22 protein-coding genes are annotated in these 17,970 nt (G+C 53.9%); 10 read left to right on the top strand and 12 right to left on the bottom strand.

Annotated features, from left to right (window positions below; genetic code table 11):
• Positions 1 to 190: 190 nt before the first annotated feature.
• The 4 genes from LY85_RS06450 (at position 191) to LY85_RS06435 (ending at position 2,015) form a co-directional block, all read left to right on the top strand.
• The gene (locus tag LY85_RS06450; RefSeq protein ID WP_141825955.1) at positions 191 to 754 is read left to right on the top strand and encodes a DUF3793 family protein; all 564 of its coding nucleotides are present in this window, start codon (positions 191 to 193) and stop codon (positions 752 to 754) included.
• A gap of 82 nt (positions 755 to 836) precedes the next feature.
• The gene (locus LY85_RS06445; protein WP_038325391.1) at positions 837 to 1,265 is read left to right on the top strand and encodes a flavodoxin; all 429 of its coding nucleotides are present in this window, start codon (positions 837 to 839) and stop codon (positions 1,263 to 1,265) included.
• 187 nt (positions 1,266 to 1,452) lie between these two features.
• Positions 1,453 to 1,659 (top strand): YwbE family protein, encoded by a 207-nt coding sequence (locus tag LY85_RS06440; RefSeq protein ID WP_141825954.1) that lies wholly within the window; start codon positions 1,453 to 1,455, stop codon positions 1,657 to 1,659.
• Positions 1,660 to 1,664: 5 nt separating this feature from the next.
• Positions 1,665 to 2,015: an arsenate reductase family protein gene (locus tag LY85_RS06435; RefSeq protein WP_141825953.1), complete on the top strand. Its 351-nt coding sequence runs from the start codon at positions 1,665 to 1,667 to the stop codon at positions 2,013 to 2,015.
• Here the strand turns inward: LY85_RS06435 and LY85_RS06430 are convergent.
• The 5 genes from LY85_RS06430 to LY85_RS06410 all read right to left on the bottom strand — a co-directional run bounded on the left by LY85_RS06430 (position 2,007) and on the right by LY85_RS06410 (position 5,891).
• Positions 2,007 to 2,198, bottom strand: coding sequence for a hypothetical protein (locus LY85_RS06430; RefSeq protein WP_141825952.1), 192 nt, complete (start codon positions 2,196 to 2,198; stop codon positions 2,007 to 2,009). The two genes, LY85_RS06435 and LY85_RS06430, sit on opposite strands and share 9 nt — an antisense overlap.
• A 173-nt stretch (positions 2,199 to 2,371) precedes the next feature.
• Entirely contained in the window at positions 2,372 to 3,559 is a 1,188-nt protein-coding gene (locus LY85_RS06425) for a YgeY family selenium metabolism-linked hydrolase (RefSeq protein ID WP_141825951.1), read from the bottom strand.
• 52 nt (positions 3,560 to 3,611) lie between these two features.
• The gene (locus LY85_RS06420) at positions 3,612 to 4,340 is read right to left on the bottom strand and encodes an amino acid ABC transporter ATP-binding protein (RefSeq protein WP_141825950.1); all 729 of its coding nucleotides are present in this window, start codon (positions 4,338 to 4,340) and stop codon (positions 3,612 to 3,614) included.
• Positions 4,321 to 4,989, bottom strand: coding sequence for an amino acid ABC transporter permease (locus LY85_RS06415; protein ID WP_141825949.1), 669 nt, complete (start codon positions 4,987 to 4,989; stop codon positions 4,321 to 4,323). The genes LY85_RS06420 and LY85_RS06415 overlap by 20 nt, the downstream gene beginning before the upstream one ends.
• Before the next feature lie 80 nt (positions 4,990 to 5,069).
• On the bottom strand, positions 5,070 to 5,891 hold the full coding sequence (locus LY85_RS06410) for a transporter substrate-binding domain-containing protein (protein WP_038325384.1): 822 nt from the start codon (positions 5,889 to 5,891) through the stop codon (positions 5,070 to 5,072).
• Between the two features lie 376 nt (positions 5,892 to 6,267).
• On the opposite strand from LY85_RS06410, the gene LY85_RS06405 reads away from it, so the two are divergent.
• From LY85_RS06405 to LY85_RS06395, 3 genes are all read left to right on the top strand, one after another.
• Positions 6,268 to 7,323 (top strand): alanine/ornithine racemase family PLP-dependent enzyme, encoded by a 1,056-nt coding sequence (locus LY85_RS06405; RefSeq protein WP_141825948.1) that lies wholly within the window; start codon positions 6,268 to 6,270, stop codon positions 7,321 to 7,323.
• Positions 7,324 to 7,573: 250 nt separating this feature from the next.
• A complete protein-coding gene (locus LY85_RS06400) occupies positions 7,574 to 8,041 on the top strand; it encodes a methylated-DNA--[protein]-cysteine S-methyltransferase (protein ID WP_141825947.1) in 468 nt (155 codons plus the stop codon).
• A gap of 83 nt (positions 8,042 to 8,124) precedes the next feature.
• Complete coding sequence (locus tag LY85_RS06395; protein ID WP_141825946.1) at positions 8,125 to 8,730, top strand: HDIG domain-containing metalloprotein; 606 nt, start codon at positions 8,125 to 8,127, stop codon at positions 8,728 to 8,730.
• Between the two features lie 60 nt (positions 8,731 to 8,790).
• Here the strand turns inward: LY85_RS06395 and LY85_RS06390 are convergent, their stop codons facing one another.
• The 4 genes from LY85_RS06390 to LY85_RS06375 are packed head-to-tail and all read right to left on the bottom strand — an operon-like array spanning position 8,791 to position 13,102.
• Positions 8,791 to 9,048, bottom strand: a complete 258-nt coding sequence (locus LY85_RS06390; RefSeq protein WP_038325381.1) for a (2Fe-2S) ferredoxin domain-containing protein — start codon at positions 9,046 to 9,048, stop codon at positions 8,791 to 8,793.
• A 5-nt stretch (positions 9,049 to 9,053) separates the two neighbouring features.
• Positions 9,054 to 10,745, bottom strand: coding sequence for a [FeFe] hydrogenase, group A (locus LY85_RS06385; RefSeq protein WP_141825945.1), 1,692 nt, complete (start codon positions 10,743 to 10,745; stop codon positions 9,054 to 9,056).
• Between the two features lie 4 nt (positions 10,746 to 10,749).
• Positions 10,750 to 12,624, bottom strand: a complete 1,875-nt coding sequence (locus LY85_RS06380) for an NADH-quinone oxidoreductase subunit NuoF (RefSeq protein ID WP_141825944.1) — start codon at positions 12,622 to 12,624, stop codon at positions 10,750 to 10,752.
• Complete coding sequence (locus LY85_RS06375; protein WP_141825943.1) at positions 12,611 to 13,102, bottom strand: NAD(P)H-dependent oxidoreductase subunit E; 492 nt, start codon at positions 13,100 to 13,102, stop codon at positions 12,611 to 12,613. The genes LY85_RS06380 and LY85_RS06375 overlap by 14 nt, the downstream gene beginning before the upstream one ends.
• A gap of 274 nt (positions 13,103 to 13,376) precedes the next feature.
• Between LY85_RS06375 and LY85_RS06370 the strand changes: the two genes are divergently transcribed.
• The 3 genes from LY85_RS06370 to LY85_RS06365 all read left to right on the top strand — a co-directional run bounded on the left by LY85_RS06370 (position 13,377) and on the right by LY85_RS06365 (position 14,195).
• Positions 13,377 to 13,616 (top strand): heavy metal-associated domain-containing protein, encoded by a 240-nt coding sequence (locus LY85_RS06370; protein ID WP_141825942.1) that lies wholly within the window; start codon positions 13,377 to 13,379, stop codon positions 13,614 to 13,616.
• 11 nt (positions 13,617 to 13,627) lie between these two features.
• Positions 13,628 to 13,780, top strand: coding sequence for a hypothetical protein (locus tag LY85_RS19225; RefSeq protein ID WP_185741130.1), 153 nt, complete (start codon positions 13,628 to 13,630; stop codon positions 13,778 to 13,780).
• A 226-nt stretch (positions 13,781 to 14,006) separates the two neighbouring features.
• Positions 14,007 to 14,195, top strand: coding sequence for a ferredoxin (locus LY85_RS06365; RefSeq protein WP_038325376.1), 189 nt, complete (start codon positions 14,007 to 14,009; stop codon positions 14,193 to 14,195).
• A gap of 65 nt (positions 14,196 to 14,260) precedes the next feature.
• Here the strand turns inward: LY85_RS06365 and hydF are convergent, their stop codons facing one another.
• The 3 genes from hydF to hydE are packed head-to-tail and all read right to left on the bottom strand — an operon-like array spanning position 14,261 to position 17,968.
• Positions 14,261 to 15,454 carry a [FeFe] hydrogenase H-cluster maturation GTPase HydF gene (hydF, locus tag LY85_RS06360; protein WP_141825941.1) on the bottom strand — a complete coding sequence of 398 codons (1,194 nt, stop codon included), beginning with the start codon at positions 15,452 to 15,454 and terminating at the stop codon, positions 14,261 to 14,263.
• 30 nt (positions 15,455 to 15,484) lie between these two features.
• Positions 15,485 to 16,903, bottom strand: a complete 1,419-nt coding sequence (gene hydG, locus LY85_RS06355) for a [FeFe] hydrogenase H-cluster radical SAM maturase HydG (RefSeq protein ID WP_038325374.1) — start codon at positions 16,901 to 16,903, stop codon at positions 15,485 to 15,487.
• 12 nt (positions 16,904 to 16,915) lie between these two features.
• Positions 16,916 to 17,968 carry a [FeFe] hydrogenase H-cluster radical SAM maturase HydE gene (hydE, locus tag LY85_RS06350; protein ID WP_141825940.1) on the bottom strand — a complete coding sequence of 351 codons (1,053 nt, stop codon included), beginning with the start codon at positions 17,966 to 17,968 and terminating at the stop codon, positions 16,916 to 16,918.
• Positions 17,969 to 17,970: the final 2 nt, after the last annotated feature.

Here is a 17,970-nt window from a genome sequence, read left to right as displayed (position 1 = left end):
ATACATCGCCCCGATCACTCCGTTGCGTATATAATCAGAAAGCGGCATCGGCCTTCGGCTGTCAATGGCTTGAACGCTGAAAATTTTAGCCGAAGATAACATGAAGAAAAACAGTTGACAAAGCGAAAAGCGCATGCTATGATGTCATCAGTTAGCGGACGCTAACCAAAACAAAGAACGAGGTTCCGCCATGACAAACCGCCAACTGGATTCTATGCTTGCGTTCCACTGTTCGCCAACGCTGGCCGGAATAAAATCAGCAAGCCTGTTTACCGTAAAAAGAAAAGACAGTGACGGTCTGCTGGATTTGCTTTCGGAATACAATCGGCAGCTGGAACAGGCCGGCGTCAGGCTGGAAGTGCTGTGTGAATGTGAAACGCACTTTTTGGTGCTGGTTTACCGCAGCAGCCTCCTTTGGCCGGAGCTAAAGAATCGGCGGGTCCGCCGCTTTCTGGAAGCGTACGGATACACGGATTGGACGGATTTGGCCGCGGTTCTGAACCGACTGAAATCCCGCTGCCGGGAATGCTGTTTTCCCCATGAGATCGGCCTGTTTCTGAGCTACCCTCTGGACGATGTGATCGGTTTCATTGAGCACAGAGGAAAAAACTGCAAAATGTGCGGATACTGGAAAGTTTATTCGGACGAAGAGGCCGCGCGGAAGCGTTTCAGAAAGTATACGCTGTGCAGAGACGATTTTTACCGGCGTGTACAGAGCGGAGTATCCCTTTTGGCCTTGTTTCATGCCGCATAATTCTTTCAGAAGCGGATCGGGTTCCCGCGCGAACCTGCCGTTTGTCCCTGATTTTGCCGCGCGGAGAAAGATCGGTTGACTTATGAGTAATGTTTACATTGTTTATTGGAGCGGTACCGGAAATACGGAGACCATGGCGAATCTGATCGCCGAGGGCGTACAGCAGGCGGGCGGCCAGGCAGAAGTCACGACGGTTTCGGACGCTGACCGTGCAAAAATCGAATCCAGCTCCGTGATCGCCTTCGGATGCCCCGCGATGGGGGACGAGGTTCTGGAAGAATCCGAATTCGAACCCTTTTTCACGGAAATAGAGAGCGGGCTCAAGGGCAAAAACGTTGCCTTGTTCGGCTCCTACGGTTGGGGTGACGGCGCGTGGATGCGCGAATGGCAGGACCGCGTACAGGCGGCCGGGGCCAGGCTGGCAGACGACGGCCTGATCGTACAGTCCGCGCCGGAAGCGGACGGGGAGACACAGTGCAGAGAGCTTGGAAAAAGCCTCGCATCCCTTTAATTAACTCATTCCTTCATTTGAATCCATATAGAACATACAGCAAAACGGCGTACCTGCTTTTCAGCGGTGCGCTGTTTTGTTATCTATTGCACGGCGGGGCTTGTGCCGGGGCTCATCAAAGGGTATACTAGGAATCATGAAAAACGAATACCCGCAACAGCGGGCTTTCTGAAAAGCAGGTGAAGACATGGACGGAAAGATCAGGGCCAATATCAAAATCGGCGCGCTGGTGGACGTTGTGCTGAAGAAGGACCAGCCCACGGGGAAGCTGACCCGCGGTCACGTCAAACGGATTCTGACCAACAGCCCCACACATCCCCACGGCATCAAGGTGATGCTGGCTGAAGACGATCTGGTGGGACGAGTACAGAAAATCATAGAAGAACAGGAGTGAAAACCATGAGTTTATTTGTATGCTACCCGAAATGCACGACCTGCCAAAAGGCGAAAAGATGGCTGCAGCAAAACGGCATTGCGTATGAGGAGCGGAATATCAAGGAACAGAATCCTACTGTGGAGGAATTAAAGGAATGGCACCGGAAAAGCGGGTTGGAGCTGAAAAAGTTCTTTAACACCAGCGGTCTGCTTTATAAATCCCTGGGCCTTTCCAAAAAGCTGCCCTCCATGAGCGAGGAGGAGCAGTTTGCCCTGCTGGCCACGGACGGAATGCTGGTGAAGCGGCCGATCCTGGTAGACGGCGGCACCGTGCTGGTGGGCTTCAGGGAAACGCAGTGGGAGATATTAAAATAAAACAAAAGGTTCAAAAGGAAGCTCGTAATCCACTCCTTTTTGAACCTTTTTGCGTTTGTATGCTTTTGGATGGTCCGGTTTTCTGGTAACAGGGTTTAACGGACCCCATGTTGTTCGTCTGGAAAGATCCAGCGCCCGCTTTGCTTTTTTGCTCAGCTTTTGCGGGCTGACATATTTTTTCATAAAATCACTCCTCATATCCCAGTATAGCACAAATCACCGTGTGCTCCAATAGGAAAGGAATGTCAGGCCGGCCTCTCAGGGGGCAGAAAGCGAAACCGCCCGGAAAGGAATTTCCGGGCGGTTTCGCTTGCCGCTGGGCCATCTGTTAAGAGAAAGTCCCCGGCGGGTATATCTTAAGTTGAAAGCAGGGCATTGATTGCGCCGGTGTAGCATTCCACCGCTTTGTGCAATTGGTCGATTTCAATAGATTCGTTGATGGTATGGGCCAGCGATTCCAGCGAAGGCCCCAGACCGATGGTTTTGATTCCGCCTTCTCCGGCGTAGTGGCTGCCGTTGGTACAGAACTGATACTGCGTGATTTCCGGCTGAAAGCCCATGCGCCGAAGCTCCGCGACAACGTTCTGAACAAAGGGCTCCTCCCGTGCGAACAGCCAGCCGGGGAAAAAGCGCTCCCCGCTGATTTCCGCGCCGGTATAGCATTCTTCCTGCCCTTGGGCGTAGGAGACCCGCGCCCTCAGGGCAGGATCCCTGCCCATTTCCTTTTCCAGCAGGGCTTGCAGGGGAGCCAGCACGCTTTCCCGGGTTTCTCCCACCAGAAGCCGTCTGTCGTAAGTTGCGCAGCAGTATTCCGGAACTACCGAGGCGCCGGGGTAGGGGGTGGACTTGATATCCGTCAGCTCCAGAATCCCTTTCCCCAGTACCTCCTGCTCGGGCGGGGGAAGATTGCGGATCCGGTCGATCAGGCCGCAGATCCGGTAAACCGCGTTTACACCCTTTTCCGGGTTCGCGGAGTGAGCGGGGACGCCGAAGGTTTCCAGCCTGATTTCCGCGCGGCCCCGCTGGCCGATTTTCACGTTTAAGTCGGAGGCTTCCCCGATGACCACATAGTCCGGCCTGACCAGGGAGCTGACGGAACGCGCCGCCACCCCCTCAAAGCATTCCTCGTGCACGACTCCGGCAACGTACAGCTCGCCCGCGAAATCTCTGCGGCCGCTCCGGGCGAAATTGCTCACTGCGCACGCCATGGCGGCGACCGCGCCCTTCATATCCGACGCGCCGCGTCCGTATATTTTGCCGTCGCGGATTTCCGCGCCGAACGGGTCGCTGTCCCACGCGGAAGGGTCGGTGACCGCAACGGTGTCGATATGCCCGTCGAACAGAATTTTTCTGCCGGGCCTGTTTCCTTTGATACAGCCGATGACATTGCCGTAAGAATCCGTCTGAACGCTGTCAAAGCCCTTCGCTTTCAAAAAAGCTTTCAGCACCTGCGCGGCGGAGGCTTCTTCGCCGGAGTAGCTTTTTTCGCGGATCAGGCTTTGGCACAATGCTGTGACTTCCTGCTTCTGCTCCTGTGTCAGCATCGGTTTTCATATCCTTCCCTTATATCATTTTTTCCTGATGAAGGATCGAAAGCTACGCGCTGAGCACCTTGGCAAGGAAGTCCCTGCACCGGTCGTTCTTGGGCGCCGTAAAAATTTCCTTTGCGGTGCCCTGTTCCACAATGTAGCCGCCGTCCATAAAGATCACGCGGTCGGCCACGTCGCGGGCGAAGTTCATTTCATGGGTCACGATCACCATGGTCATGCCCTCCTGCGCGAGGTCCTTCATGACCTTGAGCACTTCATCGACCATTTCCGGGTCAAGCGCGGAGGTCGGCTCGTCAAACAGCATGATTTTCGGGTTCATCTGCAGCGCGCGGGCAATCGCCGCTCTCTGCTTCTGTCCGCCGGAAAGCGTCTGGGGATAGACGTCCTTTTTGTCCTCCAGCCCGACCTTTTTCAGAAGGGCGAGGGCTTTTTCCTCGGCTTCCTTCCGGTTCATTTTTTTTAGCTCCAGCGGGGCAAGCAGCATGTTCCCCAGCACGGTGTAGTTGGGGAAAAGGTTGAACGACTGGAAAACCATGCCGATGTTTTCTCTCAGCCTGTTGATGTTTTTGGTGTGGGTGACGTCCTCGCCCAGCACGACGACGCTTCCGTCCTGAATATCCTCCAGCCGGTTCAGGCAGCGGAGCAGCGTGCTTTTTCCGGAACCGGACGGGCCGATGATGCAGAGCACCTCGCCTTCGTCCACAGTCAGGGAAATGTCGCGTAGAACCTGCAGCTTTCCAAAGCTTTTTTTGATTTTATTCGCCTCGATGATCATAACTCAGCTTCCTTTCCATCTGTTTTGAAATCATGGTCAGAATCGTAATAAAGACAAAATACATGAGGGCTACGATCGCGTACACCTCAAACGGGCGATAGTTGTTCGCAATGATGATCTGTCCGCTCAGGGTGAGCTCTCTCACACTGACGACGGAAAGAATGGAAGTATCCTTGATGGTGGTAATAAATTGATTCATGATGGACGGAATCATGATCTTTACCGCCTGCGGCAGGATCACCCGTTTCATCGCCTTGAAATAGTTCAAACCTAGGCTCCTGGCCGCTTCCATCTGTCCGAAATCGATCGCCTGAATGCCCGCGCGAAAAATCTCCGCCATGTACGCGCCCGCGTTGATGGTCAGCGCAATAATGGCGGCGACCATGGGGTCAAAGCGAATCTGCAGCGCGGCGCCGACGCCGAAATACAGAAACAGGCCGAGAATCATCAGCGGAATCCCGCGAATGACGTAAATATATGTAGTGGAAATGGCTTTCAGCAAGCGAAATCTGCTGATGCTGAAAATGCACATGATCAGTCCGACGATTGACGCGAAAAACAGGGATAAAAGTGCCATGATAACGGTAATCCGCAGCCCGCTCAAAAGACTGGGCAGCGATTCCTGAAATATCTTCAAAAACAAATCCAAACTCCATACCTCCTATAATCTGCCCCTTGGAAAGCGCAGCGGCCCGCGCAAGCGCGGGCTGCCGCTTTATTTTTGCTCTTTTATAAGTACTGGTTGACAATTTTGTCGTATGTTCCGTTTTCCTTTACTTTTTTCAGGCCTTCGTTGAACATTTTCAGCAGGTCCTGATTCTTGCCTTTATCTACGGCAAAGGCGTCGTACGGGGCCTCGCCGATGGACTCGACCGCTACCTTCAGCTTGGAACCGGCGTTGATCTTGATGGAGTAGGAAATAACCGGGAAGTCTTCCACCAAAAAGTCCGCGTTTTTGTTTTCCACGGCCTGGAACATGGAGGGGGAGTCGTCGTAAACATTGACCTTCAGGCCGTATTTGTCCTTGTTTTCTTCGGCAAACGAAGCGCCCGTGGTGCCCTTCTTAACGGCGGCGGTTTTGCCCTTCAGATCATCTAGGGACTTGATGCTGTCGTCGTCCTTGTTCACAACGATGGAGGAACCCGCCTGAATATATCCGTCGGAGAAGTCAACGGATTCTTTTCTCTTTTCGGTGATGTTCATTCCGGCGATCGAACCGTCGATCTGACCGGCCTTGATTGCGGGGATGATGCCGCTGAAATCCATCGGCTTCAGTTCATACTGGAAACCCTCCACTTTCGCAATGGCGTCCAGCAGTTCCACGTCGATCCCTTTGTATTTGCCGTCTTCTTCAAAGGAAAAAGGAGCGTACTTTGCGTCGCACGCAATCAGATATACTTTTGAACTGGCGGCCGACGCAGCAGATGAGCCCGCGTCTGTTGATGCGGCGGGAGCGGCGGAACTGGCCGCGGTGCCGGAGCTGCAGCCCGCAAACACAGTGGCCGCCATCAGCACCCCCGTCAGCATCCCCGCGATGATTTTCTTCTTCATAGCCTTCAATCCTCTCAATCAAATACTTTTCAATCCGTGTCGTAAAACAAAAAAAGAGGCCCGCTGCCGAAGCAGTGAACCTCTTTGTTCGTATGCCCACCATTATAACTGACGAAACGCTCCGCGTCAATATGCAAGCTTACCTAAGTTTCAAAAATCAATCCGTGTTTTCTTGTCGGTTGCTATAATCTTTTTGGATAATAATTGGAGGTTTGAAAATAGAAACTTGCAAAAACATTCCTGATACAAATCGATTGTCCCGTAAAACAGGTTGACAATGCAGGAATCAGGATTTATAATTCATAATAATAGCAAGGGCGCTGTGGATTTTATTATCCGCGGCGTCCTTTTTTTACCAGGTTTGAGGGTGTGGAATATGTATCCGAAAGTGTCCGTAGACACAAAAAAACTGCTGGAAAATGTCAGGGTGGTCCGTGCGCTTTGCGGCCGGCACCATATCCGGATTACGGCGGTTACCAAAATGTTCGGCGGAGATCCGCGCCTGGCGCAGGTCTTTCTGGACGGGGGAATCCGCATGCTGGGGGACGCCCGTATCCAGAACCTGGAGCGGATGGAACAGCTGAAAGCGGAAAAATGGCTGATCCGCATCCCCATGCTGAGCGAAGCGGCAGATGTGGTACGCTACGCCGATGTGTCGCTCAACTCGGAGCTGGAAACCGTGCGGGCCCTGCAGAAGGAAGCAAAAAAGCAGAACAGGGTACATAAAATCATATTGATGGCGGATATGGGGGATATCCGCGAAGGGTATGTGGATGATCATCAGCTGATGCGCACGGCGGAGGAAATCCTGCGAATGGATTCCCTCCTGCTTTATGGAGTGGGAACCAATCTGACCTGTTTTTCCTTTGTACAGCCGGATACCGAAAAGCTGGAGCATCTGGAGCTTTTAAGCAGGGCGATGGTGGCTGCGGGGGGAAGCGGCATTGTCAGCGGAGGAAATTCCGCGACGATCGACCTGATGCTGCACAACGGCATTCCGCGGGGAATCAACAATCTGCGTCTGGGCGAAGCGCTGCTTTTCGGCAAGGAACGGACGCATTACCAATATCTGGATCATACCTGTTCGGATGTGTTCATCCTGCAGGCGGAGATCGTGGAAATCAAGGATAAGCCGTCCCAGCCCTGGGGAAAAATCGGCGTAAATTCCTATGGGAAAAGGCCCGTTTTCGTCGATCGGGGTGTGCGAACCAGGGCCATCTGTGCGATAGGACGTCAGGATGTGGATACCGGCACCATGGAACCGCTGGACCCCGGGGTGACCCTGCTCGGCGCCAGCTCGGACCATTTGATCCTGGATGTGAGCGACAGCCGCCGCTCCTATCGTATCGGTGACATTGTCGAGTTTAAGCTTGGATATTTCGCGGCTATGCGCGCCTTTAATTCCCGTTATGTACAGAAGGAGTATGATTAAATTCCAGCCGCATTTCTTTCCTCCTTCCCAGCAAAATACAGCGTTTCCAGTTGATTCTGAAACGAGGCTGCGTTCCTCCCCCGCCTTCGGCGGGGGAGGAACGCGTTTTATCGCGCAAACTGAAAGAAAATTGCTATAGTAGTTTTCCGGAAGATGAATTTTATTCTTATATGGAAAATATATCAAAGCAATATTATGTAAAATAAGGATAAATTCAGGAACGGCAGTCATAATAGGAAGGATGAGCGCAGTGAAAAATTTATTTTTTTATGATACGGATATCGGGCGGATTGCTATTGCCGAAGACGGTACGGGGATTACCGACCTTTGCTTTGAGGGAGCCGCCGTCCCTCCCGGTGCTGCCGTGAGGGAAACGGAGCTGCTGAAGCAGGCGGCAAAAGAGGTGCGGGAATATCTGGCGGGGAACAGAACGGAATTTACCGTCGCGCTGTCTCCGTCCGGGACGGAATTCCAGCGCAAGGTGTGGAACTGCCTGTGCGGCATCCCTTACGGAGAAACCCGCAGCTATAAGGAAATTGCCGAAAGTGCCGGCAGCCCGAAGGGATTCCGCGCGGTAGGAATGGCGAACAACAGAAATCCGATTCCGGTCATCATTCCCTGTCACCGTGTCATCGGCGCGGACGGGTCACTTGTTGGGTACGGCGGGGGCATGGACATCAAGGTGCGGCTCCTGAATCTGGAAAAACAGGCGCGCTGAAGAAAGCTTCATGTCAGGCCGATTTGTGCGTACGGCAGGCGGCAAACGGATGACACAAAACGCCGGAAAAGTCGGGGAAGAAAATGAGTATCAAACAGAATTTATTTGAATCGATGGAACAGCATCTGCTTGCGGATGAAAAGCCTTCGCTGTATTTTGAGGAGCTGGACAAAACCGCCGCTTTGCGGGAGGTTCCCTTTGCCATGCTGCACGATCTGAAAAACGCCGAGCAGTCGCCGCAGCATCATCCGGAGGGGAACGTCTGGAACCACACCATGCTGGTGGTGGATGAGGCCGCGAAGGTGAAGGAGAAAAGCAGCGACGCAAGGGTCTTTATGTGGGCGGCGCTGCTGCATGACGTCGGCAAGCCGGGAACGACCAGAATCCGCAGGGGAAAGATCACTTCCTACGACCATGACAAGTTGGGCGCAAGAATGACTGCTGAGTTTTTAAAGCAGTTCAGCGGGGACGAAGCATTCATTGAGAAAGTGACCGCCCTTGTGCGCTGGCACATGCAGCTGTTGTTTGTGGTAAACGGCCTTCCTTTCGCGGATGCGGAGCAAATGAAAAGTCAGACCTCCGTCCGGGATGTGGCGCTGCTGGGCCTTTGCGACCGGCTGGGCAGGCTGAACGCGGACAGGGAAAAGGAAGAGGAAAACGTCCGTATCTTTCTTGAGAAAACCAGATAATAAAGTAAAAATGTCCGGAGCTTTTAAGGCTTCGGACATTTTTTATGAGGAATATGGAGATCAATTCTGCGGTTTCAGAACCGCAAGCACATTTTCCTGAAAGAATCTTTTGGCGGTGGTGCCGGTAACGCTTTGCACTTCTCCGGAGTCTATTTTTACACAGACCCCCTGATGAGTGCAGTGACCCATGCAAAAGGCCGCTTTGATTTTCACGCTGTCGTGCAGACTGTATTTTTCGATCATCTGCTGAAACGCGGCGATCACGTTATAGCTGCCCTCCAGGTGGCATGCTGTTCCAATACAGACACTGATAACCATTCAAATCACCGATTCCTCTCTTTATATTCGACATGGAGAAGCTCGTGGACCCTTCCCTTGAGTAAATCGGAGTAAAGCGACATCACGACCGGATTTTCTTCCGAGCGCTTGATGCTGCACATTTTATCGGCCGCATAAAGGCCGCTGCCGCGCTTCGTTTTGCCCTGCGCGTCGGTAATCGGCTGTCCGGCTCCGCAGACACAGCCGCCCGGGCACGCCATGACCTCTACGAAATCATAGCTTGCCTCCCCGCTCTGAATGCTGCGGATCAGGTTCTCCGCGTTTTTCAGCCCGCTGACGATGGCGATTTTCAGTTCGCGGCCGCCGTAGGGGACAGTGGTTTCTTTCGTGCCTTCCATCCCTCTTACGCCGTTGAACGCGATTGCGCGCAGCTCGGTGGTGGATTTATTTTCGGCAAGACGGCGGATAACCGCCTCGGTCACGCCGCCGGTCACGCCGAAGATGACGCCCGCGCCGCTCCGGTTGCTGAACGGCATGTCGATGGCTTCCGATTCCAGTTCGGAAAAATAGATGCCGGATTCCTTAATCATCTGAATCAGTTCCTGCGTGGTGATGACGTAGTCCACATAGGGAACGCCGTCCTTTTTGAATTCCTCCCTTGCCGCCTCAAACTTTTTGGCGGTGCAGGGCATGACGGCCACGCTGACGATACGGCGGCTGGAATGGCTGTATTCTTCCTTTAAAACGGAAGCGAACATTTCCATGGGGGAACGGCAGGTGGAAATATTGGGCAGGAGCTCCGGGTGCTTTTTCTCGGCGTACTGTATCCACGCCGGGCAGCAGGAGGTGAACAGCGGAAGCTTTCCGCCGTTTTCCAGGCGCTCCAGCAGCTCGTTCGCCTCTTCCATCACGGTCAGATCGGCGCCCGTCGCGGTGTCGAACACCTCGTCCGCACCCATGCGCTTGAGGGCAGCGACGATTTTGCCCATCAGGTCCTCGCCGGCCTTCTGGCCCATTTTGCCGCCGATACCGACGCGCACCGCGGGGGCGATCTGTACGACGACCTTGGTATCCGGGTCGCTCAAAGCGTCCCAGACGCTTTCGGTATCCTTTTTCACCACAATGGCCCCGGTGGGGCAGACGGCGGCGCACTGGCCGCAGCCGACGCAGTTGGAGTCCGCGATCGGCACATGGAACGCGGTGCTGACCGTCATTTTTGCTCCTCTGGACATGAAGTCGATCGCGCCCACGTTCTGGACCTCGTTGCACATTCTCACGCAGTCGCCGCAGAGAATGCATTTATTGGTATCGCGGATGATGCACAGGGAAGAGGTGTCCAGCTTCGGTTCCTCCGCGGTGTTCTTGAAACGGACCTGTCTGATTCCGAAGCGTTCCGCCAGCTCCTGCAGCCTGCATTCCCCGTTTTTCTCACAGGTGGTGCAGTCGCGGCAGTGGTCGGAAAGCAGCAGCTCCAGAATCATTTTGCGGTATCTTCTCAGTTTCGGCGTATTGGTATAGATTTCCATCCCCGCTCGGGGCGGGGTGGAGCAGGCGGCTTCCATACCGCCGCGCTTGTTTTCCACCATGCACATGCGGCAGGCTCCGTAAACGGAAAGCTCGGAATGGTAGCAAAAGGTCGGCAGCTCGATTCCCGCCTTGCGGATGAGGCTGAGCAGGTTCTTTTCATCCTCTATTTCCACCGGGATGTTGTCAATCAGCATAAATTCTCCGGTCATTAACTTAGTCCTCCTTTACCGCGTGGAAGGCGCAGGCTTCCACACACGCACCGCATTTGATGCATTTCGCGCCGTCGATCACGAACGGCGATTTGATCTGGCCGGTAATCGCGCCCACGGGACAGTTCCGCGCGCACTTGGAACAGCCCTTGCACAAAGCTGCGTCTATGTAAATCTTTTTCAGCTTCTGGCAGTTCTTGGTGGGGCAGCGCTTTTCAATAATATGGTTTTCGTATTCGTCGCGGAAATATTTGATCGTGCTCAGCACCGGGGACGCGGCGGTCTTGCCCAGCCCGCAGAGCGCGGTTGCGGAAATGGTTTCCGCCAGCTCTTCCAAAAGATCAATGTCGTCCGGCTCTCCGTTTCCGGCCACGATGCGTTCCAGAATTTCCAGCATCCGCTTGGTACCTTCGCGGCAGGGCACGCATTTTCCGCAGGATTCGTTCTGCGTGAAGCTCATGAAGAAACGCGCCACTTCGACCATGCAGGTGTGGTCGTCCATGACGACCAGTCCGCCGGAGCCGATCATCGCGCCGACTTTTTTCAGGTTGTCAAAGTCCAGCGGCAGGTCGAGGTGCTCTTTTGTCAGGCATCCGCCGGACGGGCCGCCGATCTGTACGGCCTTGAACTCCGCACCGTCGCGCATTCCGCCGCCGATATCGTAAATGACCTCGCGCAGGGTGGTGCCCATGGCGACTTCGATCAGTCCGGTATTCATGATATTGCCGGTCAGCGCAAACGCTTTGGTTCCCGGGCTGTTTTCCGGGCCGATGCTGCGGAACCACTGGCCACCGTTTGTGATAATCGCCGGTACGTTTGCAAAGGTTTCCACGTTGTTCAGTACGGTCGGGCTGTCGAACAGTCCGTGCTCCACCGTTCTGGGCGGCTTTACGCGCGGCATTCCGCGTTTGCCCTCGATGGAGGCGGTCAGCGCGCTGCCCTCGCCGCAGACGAAAGCGCCCGCGCCGCGGCTGATTTTGATATCGAAGCACAGGTCGGTGCCGAGAATATGGTCGCCCAGAAGCCCGAGCTTCCTCGCCTGGTCAATGGCAATGCCGAGACGGGTGACGGCGAGCGGGTACTCCGCGCGGACATAGATGTAGCCGTATTTCGCACCGCAGGTATATGCCGCAAGGATCATGCCCTCCAGCATTTTATGCGGATCGCTTTCCATTACGCTTCTGTCCATAAACGCGCCGGGGTCGCCCTCGTCGCCGTTGCAGACGATGTACTTGTTTTCCGCCTTCTGGCGCTTTACCTGGGACCATTTTCTCGCGGTCGGGAATCCGCCGCCGCCGCGTCCGCGCAGGTTGGATATTTCCACTTCCTGCAAAACTTCTTCCGGGGTCATTTCAAACAGGGCTTTTTCCAGCGCCGAGTATCCGCCGTTCGCTATGTATTCGCCGATGGAGGTGGCGTCAATATGTCCGCAGTGTTCCAGCACGACGCGCTTCTGCCGTTTGTAAAACGGAATGGATTCCTGATGCCTGTGGAACTCGTCCCCCTTATGATAGGTGAGCCTTTCCACACAGGTGCCGCTGACCACGCTGGCCTCCAGAATTTCCTCACAGTCTTCGGGTTTTACTTTTACATATAAATAGCCCTTTGGTTCGATACGCACCAGCGGGCCCATTTCACAAAATCCGTGGCAGCCGCTTTTTTTTACGCCCAGCGGTTCCCCTTCCGGCTCATGCTCCAGATCGACCACACAGTTGATTCCTTTTTCCGCAATGAGCTTCATAAATGTATCGTATAATACGAGGGACCCGTTCGCGACACACGCGGTGCCGGCACAGATCAGAATTTTCACTTTCTGTTTTTCAAGGCGGGCCTGATATAGGCTGCGGATATTCTGCAAATCTTCTCTACATTTCAGCATCTGCTTTTTCCTCCCTGAGTGTTACAAGTAAATCGGTTACCTTCTGCGGAGTCATCATTCCCATGACCTGGTCGTTCACTGTCAGCGTGGGGGCAAGTCCGCAGGCGCCGAGGCAGGATACCGTTTCAACGGTGAATAGCAGGTCCTCCGTTGTTTTCTTCGCTGAAGAGAGGCCCAGCTCCTTGCGCAGCTGATCCAGGATAGCGGCCGATTTTCTCACATGGCAGGCCGTGCCGTCACACACCTTGATGACATATTTTCCTTTGGGCTCCAAAGAAAAATTCTCGTAAAAGGTCGCGATGCTGAAAATCTGCGCCTGGCTGATTCCAAGCCGGTCTGAATAATAGGGGAAAATATCCTTTGGAAGATAGCGGTACACCTCCTGTGTATCCTGAAGGATCGCAATGATGTTGCCGGGGTTGTACTGGTGTTTTTCCAGTATTTCGTCCAAAATCTTGTGGTCGCACTGAGTATCCATTGATTTTTCTCCTCGCAATTCGTTTCGGTTTACCTGTTAAAAAGTTCCCTAGGCTACAAAAAAGATAACATATCGTTATTTTATTGTCAATGATTTTTGGGAATATCGATGAAAAAAATAAGCTTCAGCTATCTTTTGGTAAATTTACCCTATGGACTTTCTTTATTAAATGAAAATAAACATTTAAAATTATGCAAAAAACAGATAATAAATAAGGCAATGAACAATGATATTCATCCCCGCTTTGTCAATACTATGGGCGAGGTGATGATCAATGGCAAAAGCCAGCGCTTATTTCGATTTAGAAAATATGACCAATCAAAAAGACGTCCAGACCATTAAGAAAGAGCTCGACACTCTGCAAGGAGTCATCTCCGTCAGCACCAATACGCACACGGGAAGAGTTGCCGTGGACTACGACACCACGGGGGTGGAGCAGAGCCGGATTGAGGATAAGCTCCAGCGGCTCGGCTATAAAATCAGGGCCGAAAAAAACGAAGACCATGTGATGTAGGAGGAAGAAAAATGGATGAGAAAAAACTTCCGGATAAAAACGGCCTGAACGGGGAAAACCGGATGGAAGCCGTCAACGAAGCGGGCCGGTCAAAAAAACCGGAGAACCAGAACCAGTCGCACAACACAAAGAAGGGATCGCTTGGGCCGAATACCAAACGATAATAAAATTTATGCGGCGGTGTCTTTTCCGTTATTTACTTTTAGGCGCTGTTTGTGTATAATGGGATGAAAGAAAAATATCGAAGCAGCGATCGGGCAAAAAAATGTTGAATACGGAATAAAATTCCGCGATCAGGCGACAATACCAAGGAATATCCATCCAAATAAAATCCAATAGAAAATGACGAAAATATTTTGGTCATGTTTGACCGGAAAGAAGGATGTTATTATGAAAGCGACTCTTGACAGAAGCGGATGCATTTCCTGCGGACTCTGCCCCGAAACCTGTCCCGAGGTTTTCAGAATGGGCGACGACGGAGTGGCCGAGGTTTACAGGGAGGATGTGCCGCCCGAGGTTGAGGACAAGGCGATCCAGGCGCAGGAAGGCTGTCCGGTTTCGGTTATTACGGTGGAATAAGCAGAACAGACAAAAAGAGAAGGCCCGTTTTAGCGGGCCTTCTCTTTTTTGCCGGGTTGCGGTGGTCAGTTCAGATCGATTTTGTCGAGAATTCCGGACAGATACGCGATCACCACGCCGTAGTTGGACATGGGAACGCCCTGCGCGCGTGCGCGTTCCACGCGGGACAGCACATATTTTCGGTTGAACATGCAGGCCCCGCACTGAATGACCAGATCATACGGGGAAAGGTCCTCCGGAAAATCGGAACCGCTCACCACGTCGACCGTCAGGGCTTCTCCGGCCTTTTTGCGGAGCATGCGCGGGAGCTTTTCCCGTCCGATGTCCTCTGCCAGCGGCGCGTGGGTGCAGGCTTCCGCAATCAGCACCCGGGACCGCTCCGTCAGGCGGTCGATCGCACTTGCGCTTTCCACATAATACGGGAGGTCGCCCTTGTAGTTGGCGAACAGCACCGAAAAAGAGGTCAGCCTGCTTTCCTTCGGCTTCTTTTCATATACGGTCTTAAATACCTGCGAATCGGTGATAATCAGCTTGGGCGGTTCTTTCAGACAGGCCAGCGCTTCGTCCAGCTTGTCGGTGGTCGCGCTGAGGACGACGCACTTTTTATCAAGCAGCTCGCGCAGCGTCTGTACCTGCGGCAGAATCAGGCGGCCCTTCGGTGCCTGAATATCCTGCGGCATCACCAGCAGGATCAGGTCTCCGTTGTCCGCCAGCCCGCCGGTGATACTCTTTGCCTCGTAATCCTCGGGCAGCTGGCGGATGAGCTCTTCGCGGATTTTTTCAATCCCCGTTTTTGCCTTTGCACTGACCACAATGGGGCTCAGCTTGGCGGTTTTCCGGACCTTCGCGGCGATTTCAGCCGCGTCGGCAAGAATATCGGCCTTGTTGACGACGGCGATGACCGGAATTTTATGCTCCTGCAGGGTGTCTGTCCAGCGGATTTCCTCCGCAATGTCTTCGCCGCTGAAAACGACCAGGGCAATGTCGGTTTTGTCAATGACCTTTTTCGTTTTCTTTACCCGCATTTGGCCCAGCTCGCCCACGTCGTCGAACCCGGCGGTGTCGATGAACACACAGGGGCCGATGCCGTAAATTTCCATGGACTTATACACGGGGTCCGCCGTTGTTCCGGCGACGTCCGAAACCAGCGCGGTCTCCTGCCGGGTGAGCGCGTTGATCAGGGAGGACTTTCCGCTGTTGCGCTTCCCGAAAATGCCGATGTGAAGCCGGTTGGCTCTTGGGGTATCCGTCAGGCTCATTTTTCGCACCCTTTCTTAATGGATTACTCTTTAAAACCGGAAGTCCCGTTTTCCCGCTTTCATCTCCTGCAAATGCTCCATGGCGATCGAGCGGACTTTTTCGTTCGGGATATTGAAAACTTCTTTGGCAATCAGCGCTTCGCCTTTTTGTCTGGTATCCTTGGAGGCGTAATCCTCCAGATATTCCTTGAGCGTCATCAGGGCGTTCGGATGACAGCAGTTCGCGATCTGCCCGGCCTTTACCAGGGTCATGAAGCGGTCTCCGGTCCGTCCCGCGCGGTAGCAGGCGGTGCAGAAGCTGGGGATAAAGCCGAGGTCCAGCAGCCAGCCGACGATTTCGTCCAGCGTACGCTTGTCGTTTACCTCGAACTGCGCGGAGTTGTCCTCCTCCTCCTCCGGCTCGACGTACCCGCCGACACTGGTGGAGGAAGCGCCGCTGATCTGGGAAACGCCCAGCTCCAACACGCGTTCCCTTGTTTTCTGGGACTCCCTGGTGGAGATAATCATGCCGGTATAGGGGACCGCAATGCGCAGCACGGCGACGATTTTGGCAAAAATATCGTCCGAGATAGCGTTTGTGAAGTTCTTTGGGTCAATGTCGTCGGCGGGCCGGATACGCGGTACGCTGATGGTGTGCGGACCGACGCCCATAGCGGCTTCCAGATGCTCCGCGTGCATGAGCAGCCCGACAAAGTCATAGCGGTACATATTCAGTCCGAACAGCACGCCGATTCCCACGTCGTCAATACCGCCTTCCATCGCGCGGTCCATGGCCTCGGTGTGGTAGGCATAGTCGTGCTTCGGCCCTGTGGGATGCAGCTCCTCATAGCTCTTTTTATTATAGGTCTCCTGAAACAGAATGTAGGTACCAATCCCGGCTTCCTTCAGCTTCCGGTAGTTTTCCACGGTCGTCGCCGCAATATTGACGTTGACGCGGCGGATAGCCCCGTTTTTATGTTTGATGCCGTAAATGGTCTGAATGCTTTCCAGCACGTATTCAATCGGGTTGTTCACCGGGTCCTCGCCGGTTTCCAGCGCCAGACGCTTGTGGCCCATATCCTGCAGGGCGACGACCTCACGGGCAATCTCTTCCTGCGTCAGCTTTTTGCGGCAGATTTTTTTATTCTTAAAATGATAGGGGCAGTATACGCAGCCGTTAATGCAGTAGTTGGAAAGATAGAGCGGGGCAAACATCACGATCCGGTTGCCGTAGAATGCCTGCTTGATTTTTTTTGCCAGCCTGAACATCTTTTCGTTTTCGTCCGGCAGGTCGCATTCCAGCAGGACGGCCGCTTCCCGGTGGGTCAGGCCCTTACAGTCCTTCGCCCGCTCAAGCAGCCCGTCGATCAGCTCGCGGTTCCGCTTATTCTTTTGGGCGTAGTCCAGAGTATCCAGAATTTCCTCGTCGTCGATAAATTCGGTCGCTGTTTTCGATTTGCACTGATACATGATAAATACTCCTTAATCGTTCAGATTGGCGGGGCGGAAATCTCCCCGGTCGACCACAATCCGGTATCCGATGCTTTCCATCCGGTTCTGCAGGCAGAACCGGCATTCGGCCGCTTCCTCGCCCGTACAGATTTTGTTGTCGTACAGCTCGTATTTTTTCCGTACTCTTACGGGGGAAAGATTGGGCATGACGACATTCGCCCCGGCTAAAATCCCTTTTTCCCGCCCGCTCGGGTGAATGGTGCCCAGCGCGGTCGTCGCGGGAATCAGCGCGTTCGGCAGCATCAGCCGGAGAATACCGATCAGGAACAGCGTCAGTTCCAGGCTTCCCGCGGGCTGATCGGCAAACGGCGTGCCGTGGTGGGGGATATATGGCCCGATCCCCACCATCTCCGGCTCGAGCCGCCGGATAAAAAGCAGATCTTCCGCCAGATTTTCCACCGTCTGGTAGGGCGACCCGACCATAAAGCCGGTGCCCACCTGATAGCCGGTTTTCTTCAGCGCCCGCAGGCATTCCATCCGGGTCTGCAGCGTCTGGTTTTCCGGGTGGAGCCTGCCGTAGTGGTGCGCGTTGGCAGTCTCATGCCGCAGCAGATAGCGGTCCGCCCCCGCCTGAAAATATTTCCGATAGGCCTCCTCGCTTTTTTCGCCGATGGAAAGGGTGACGGCGCAGTCGGGATAGCTTTCTTTGATGGAGCTTACCAGAGAAATGATATCCCCATCCGTATAAAACGGGTCTTCGCCCCCTTGCAAAACGAAGGTACGGAAGCCCAGCCCGTAGCCGCTTTCACAGCAGGACAGAATTTCTTCCTTCGTCAGGCGGTAGCGTTCCGCCCTGTGGTTGCCGCACCGGATTCCGCAGTAGTAGCAGTCGTTGCGGCAGTAGTTGGTAAACTCGATCAGCCCGCGGACGTAAATCCGGTTCCCGAAATGTTTTTTGGACACGCTCCGGGCCAGCTGAAAAAGGTATTCGCTGTTTTCCGGTGTGCAGTGGCTTAAAAGGAGGCAGAAATCTTCTTTGCTGAGCGTTCTTTCCGTGTAAAGCCTGTCGATCAGAGCCCTCATTC

This window comes from Clostridium sp. KNHs216, from assembly GCF_006714885.1.
In the GTDB taxonomy this organism is placed as follows: Bacteria; Bacillota; Clostridia; order Oscillospirales; family Acutalibacteraceae; genus Caproiciproducens.
The sequence above is the reverse complement of the archived record's forward strand: the minus strand, read 5'-3'. Positions and strand labels throughout refer to the sequence as shown.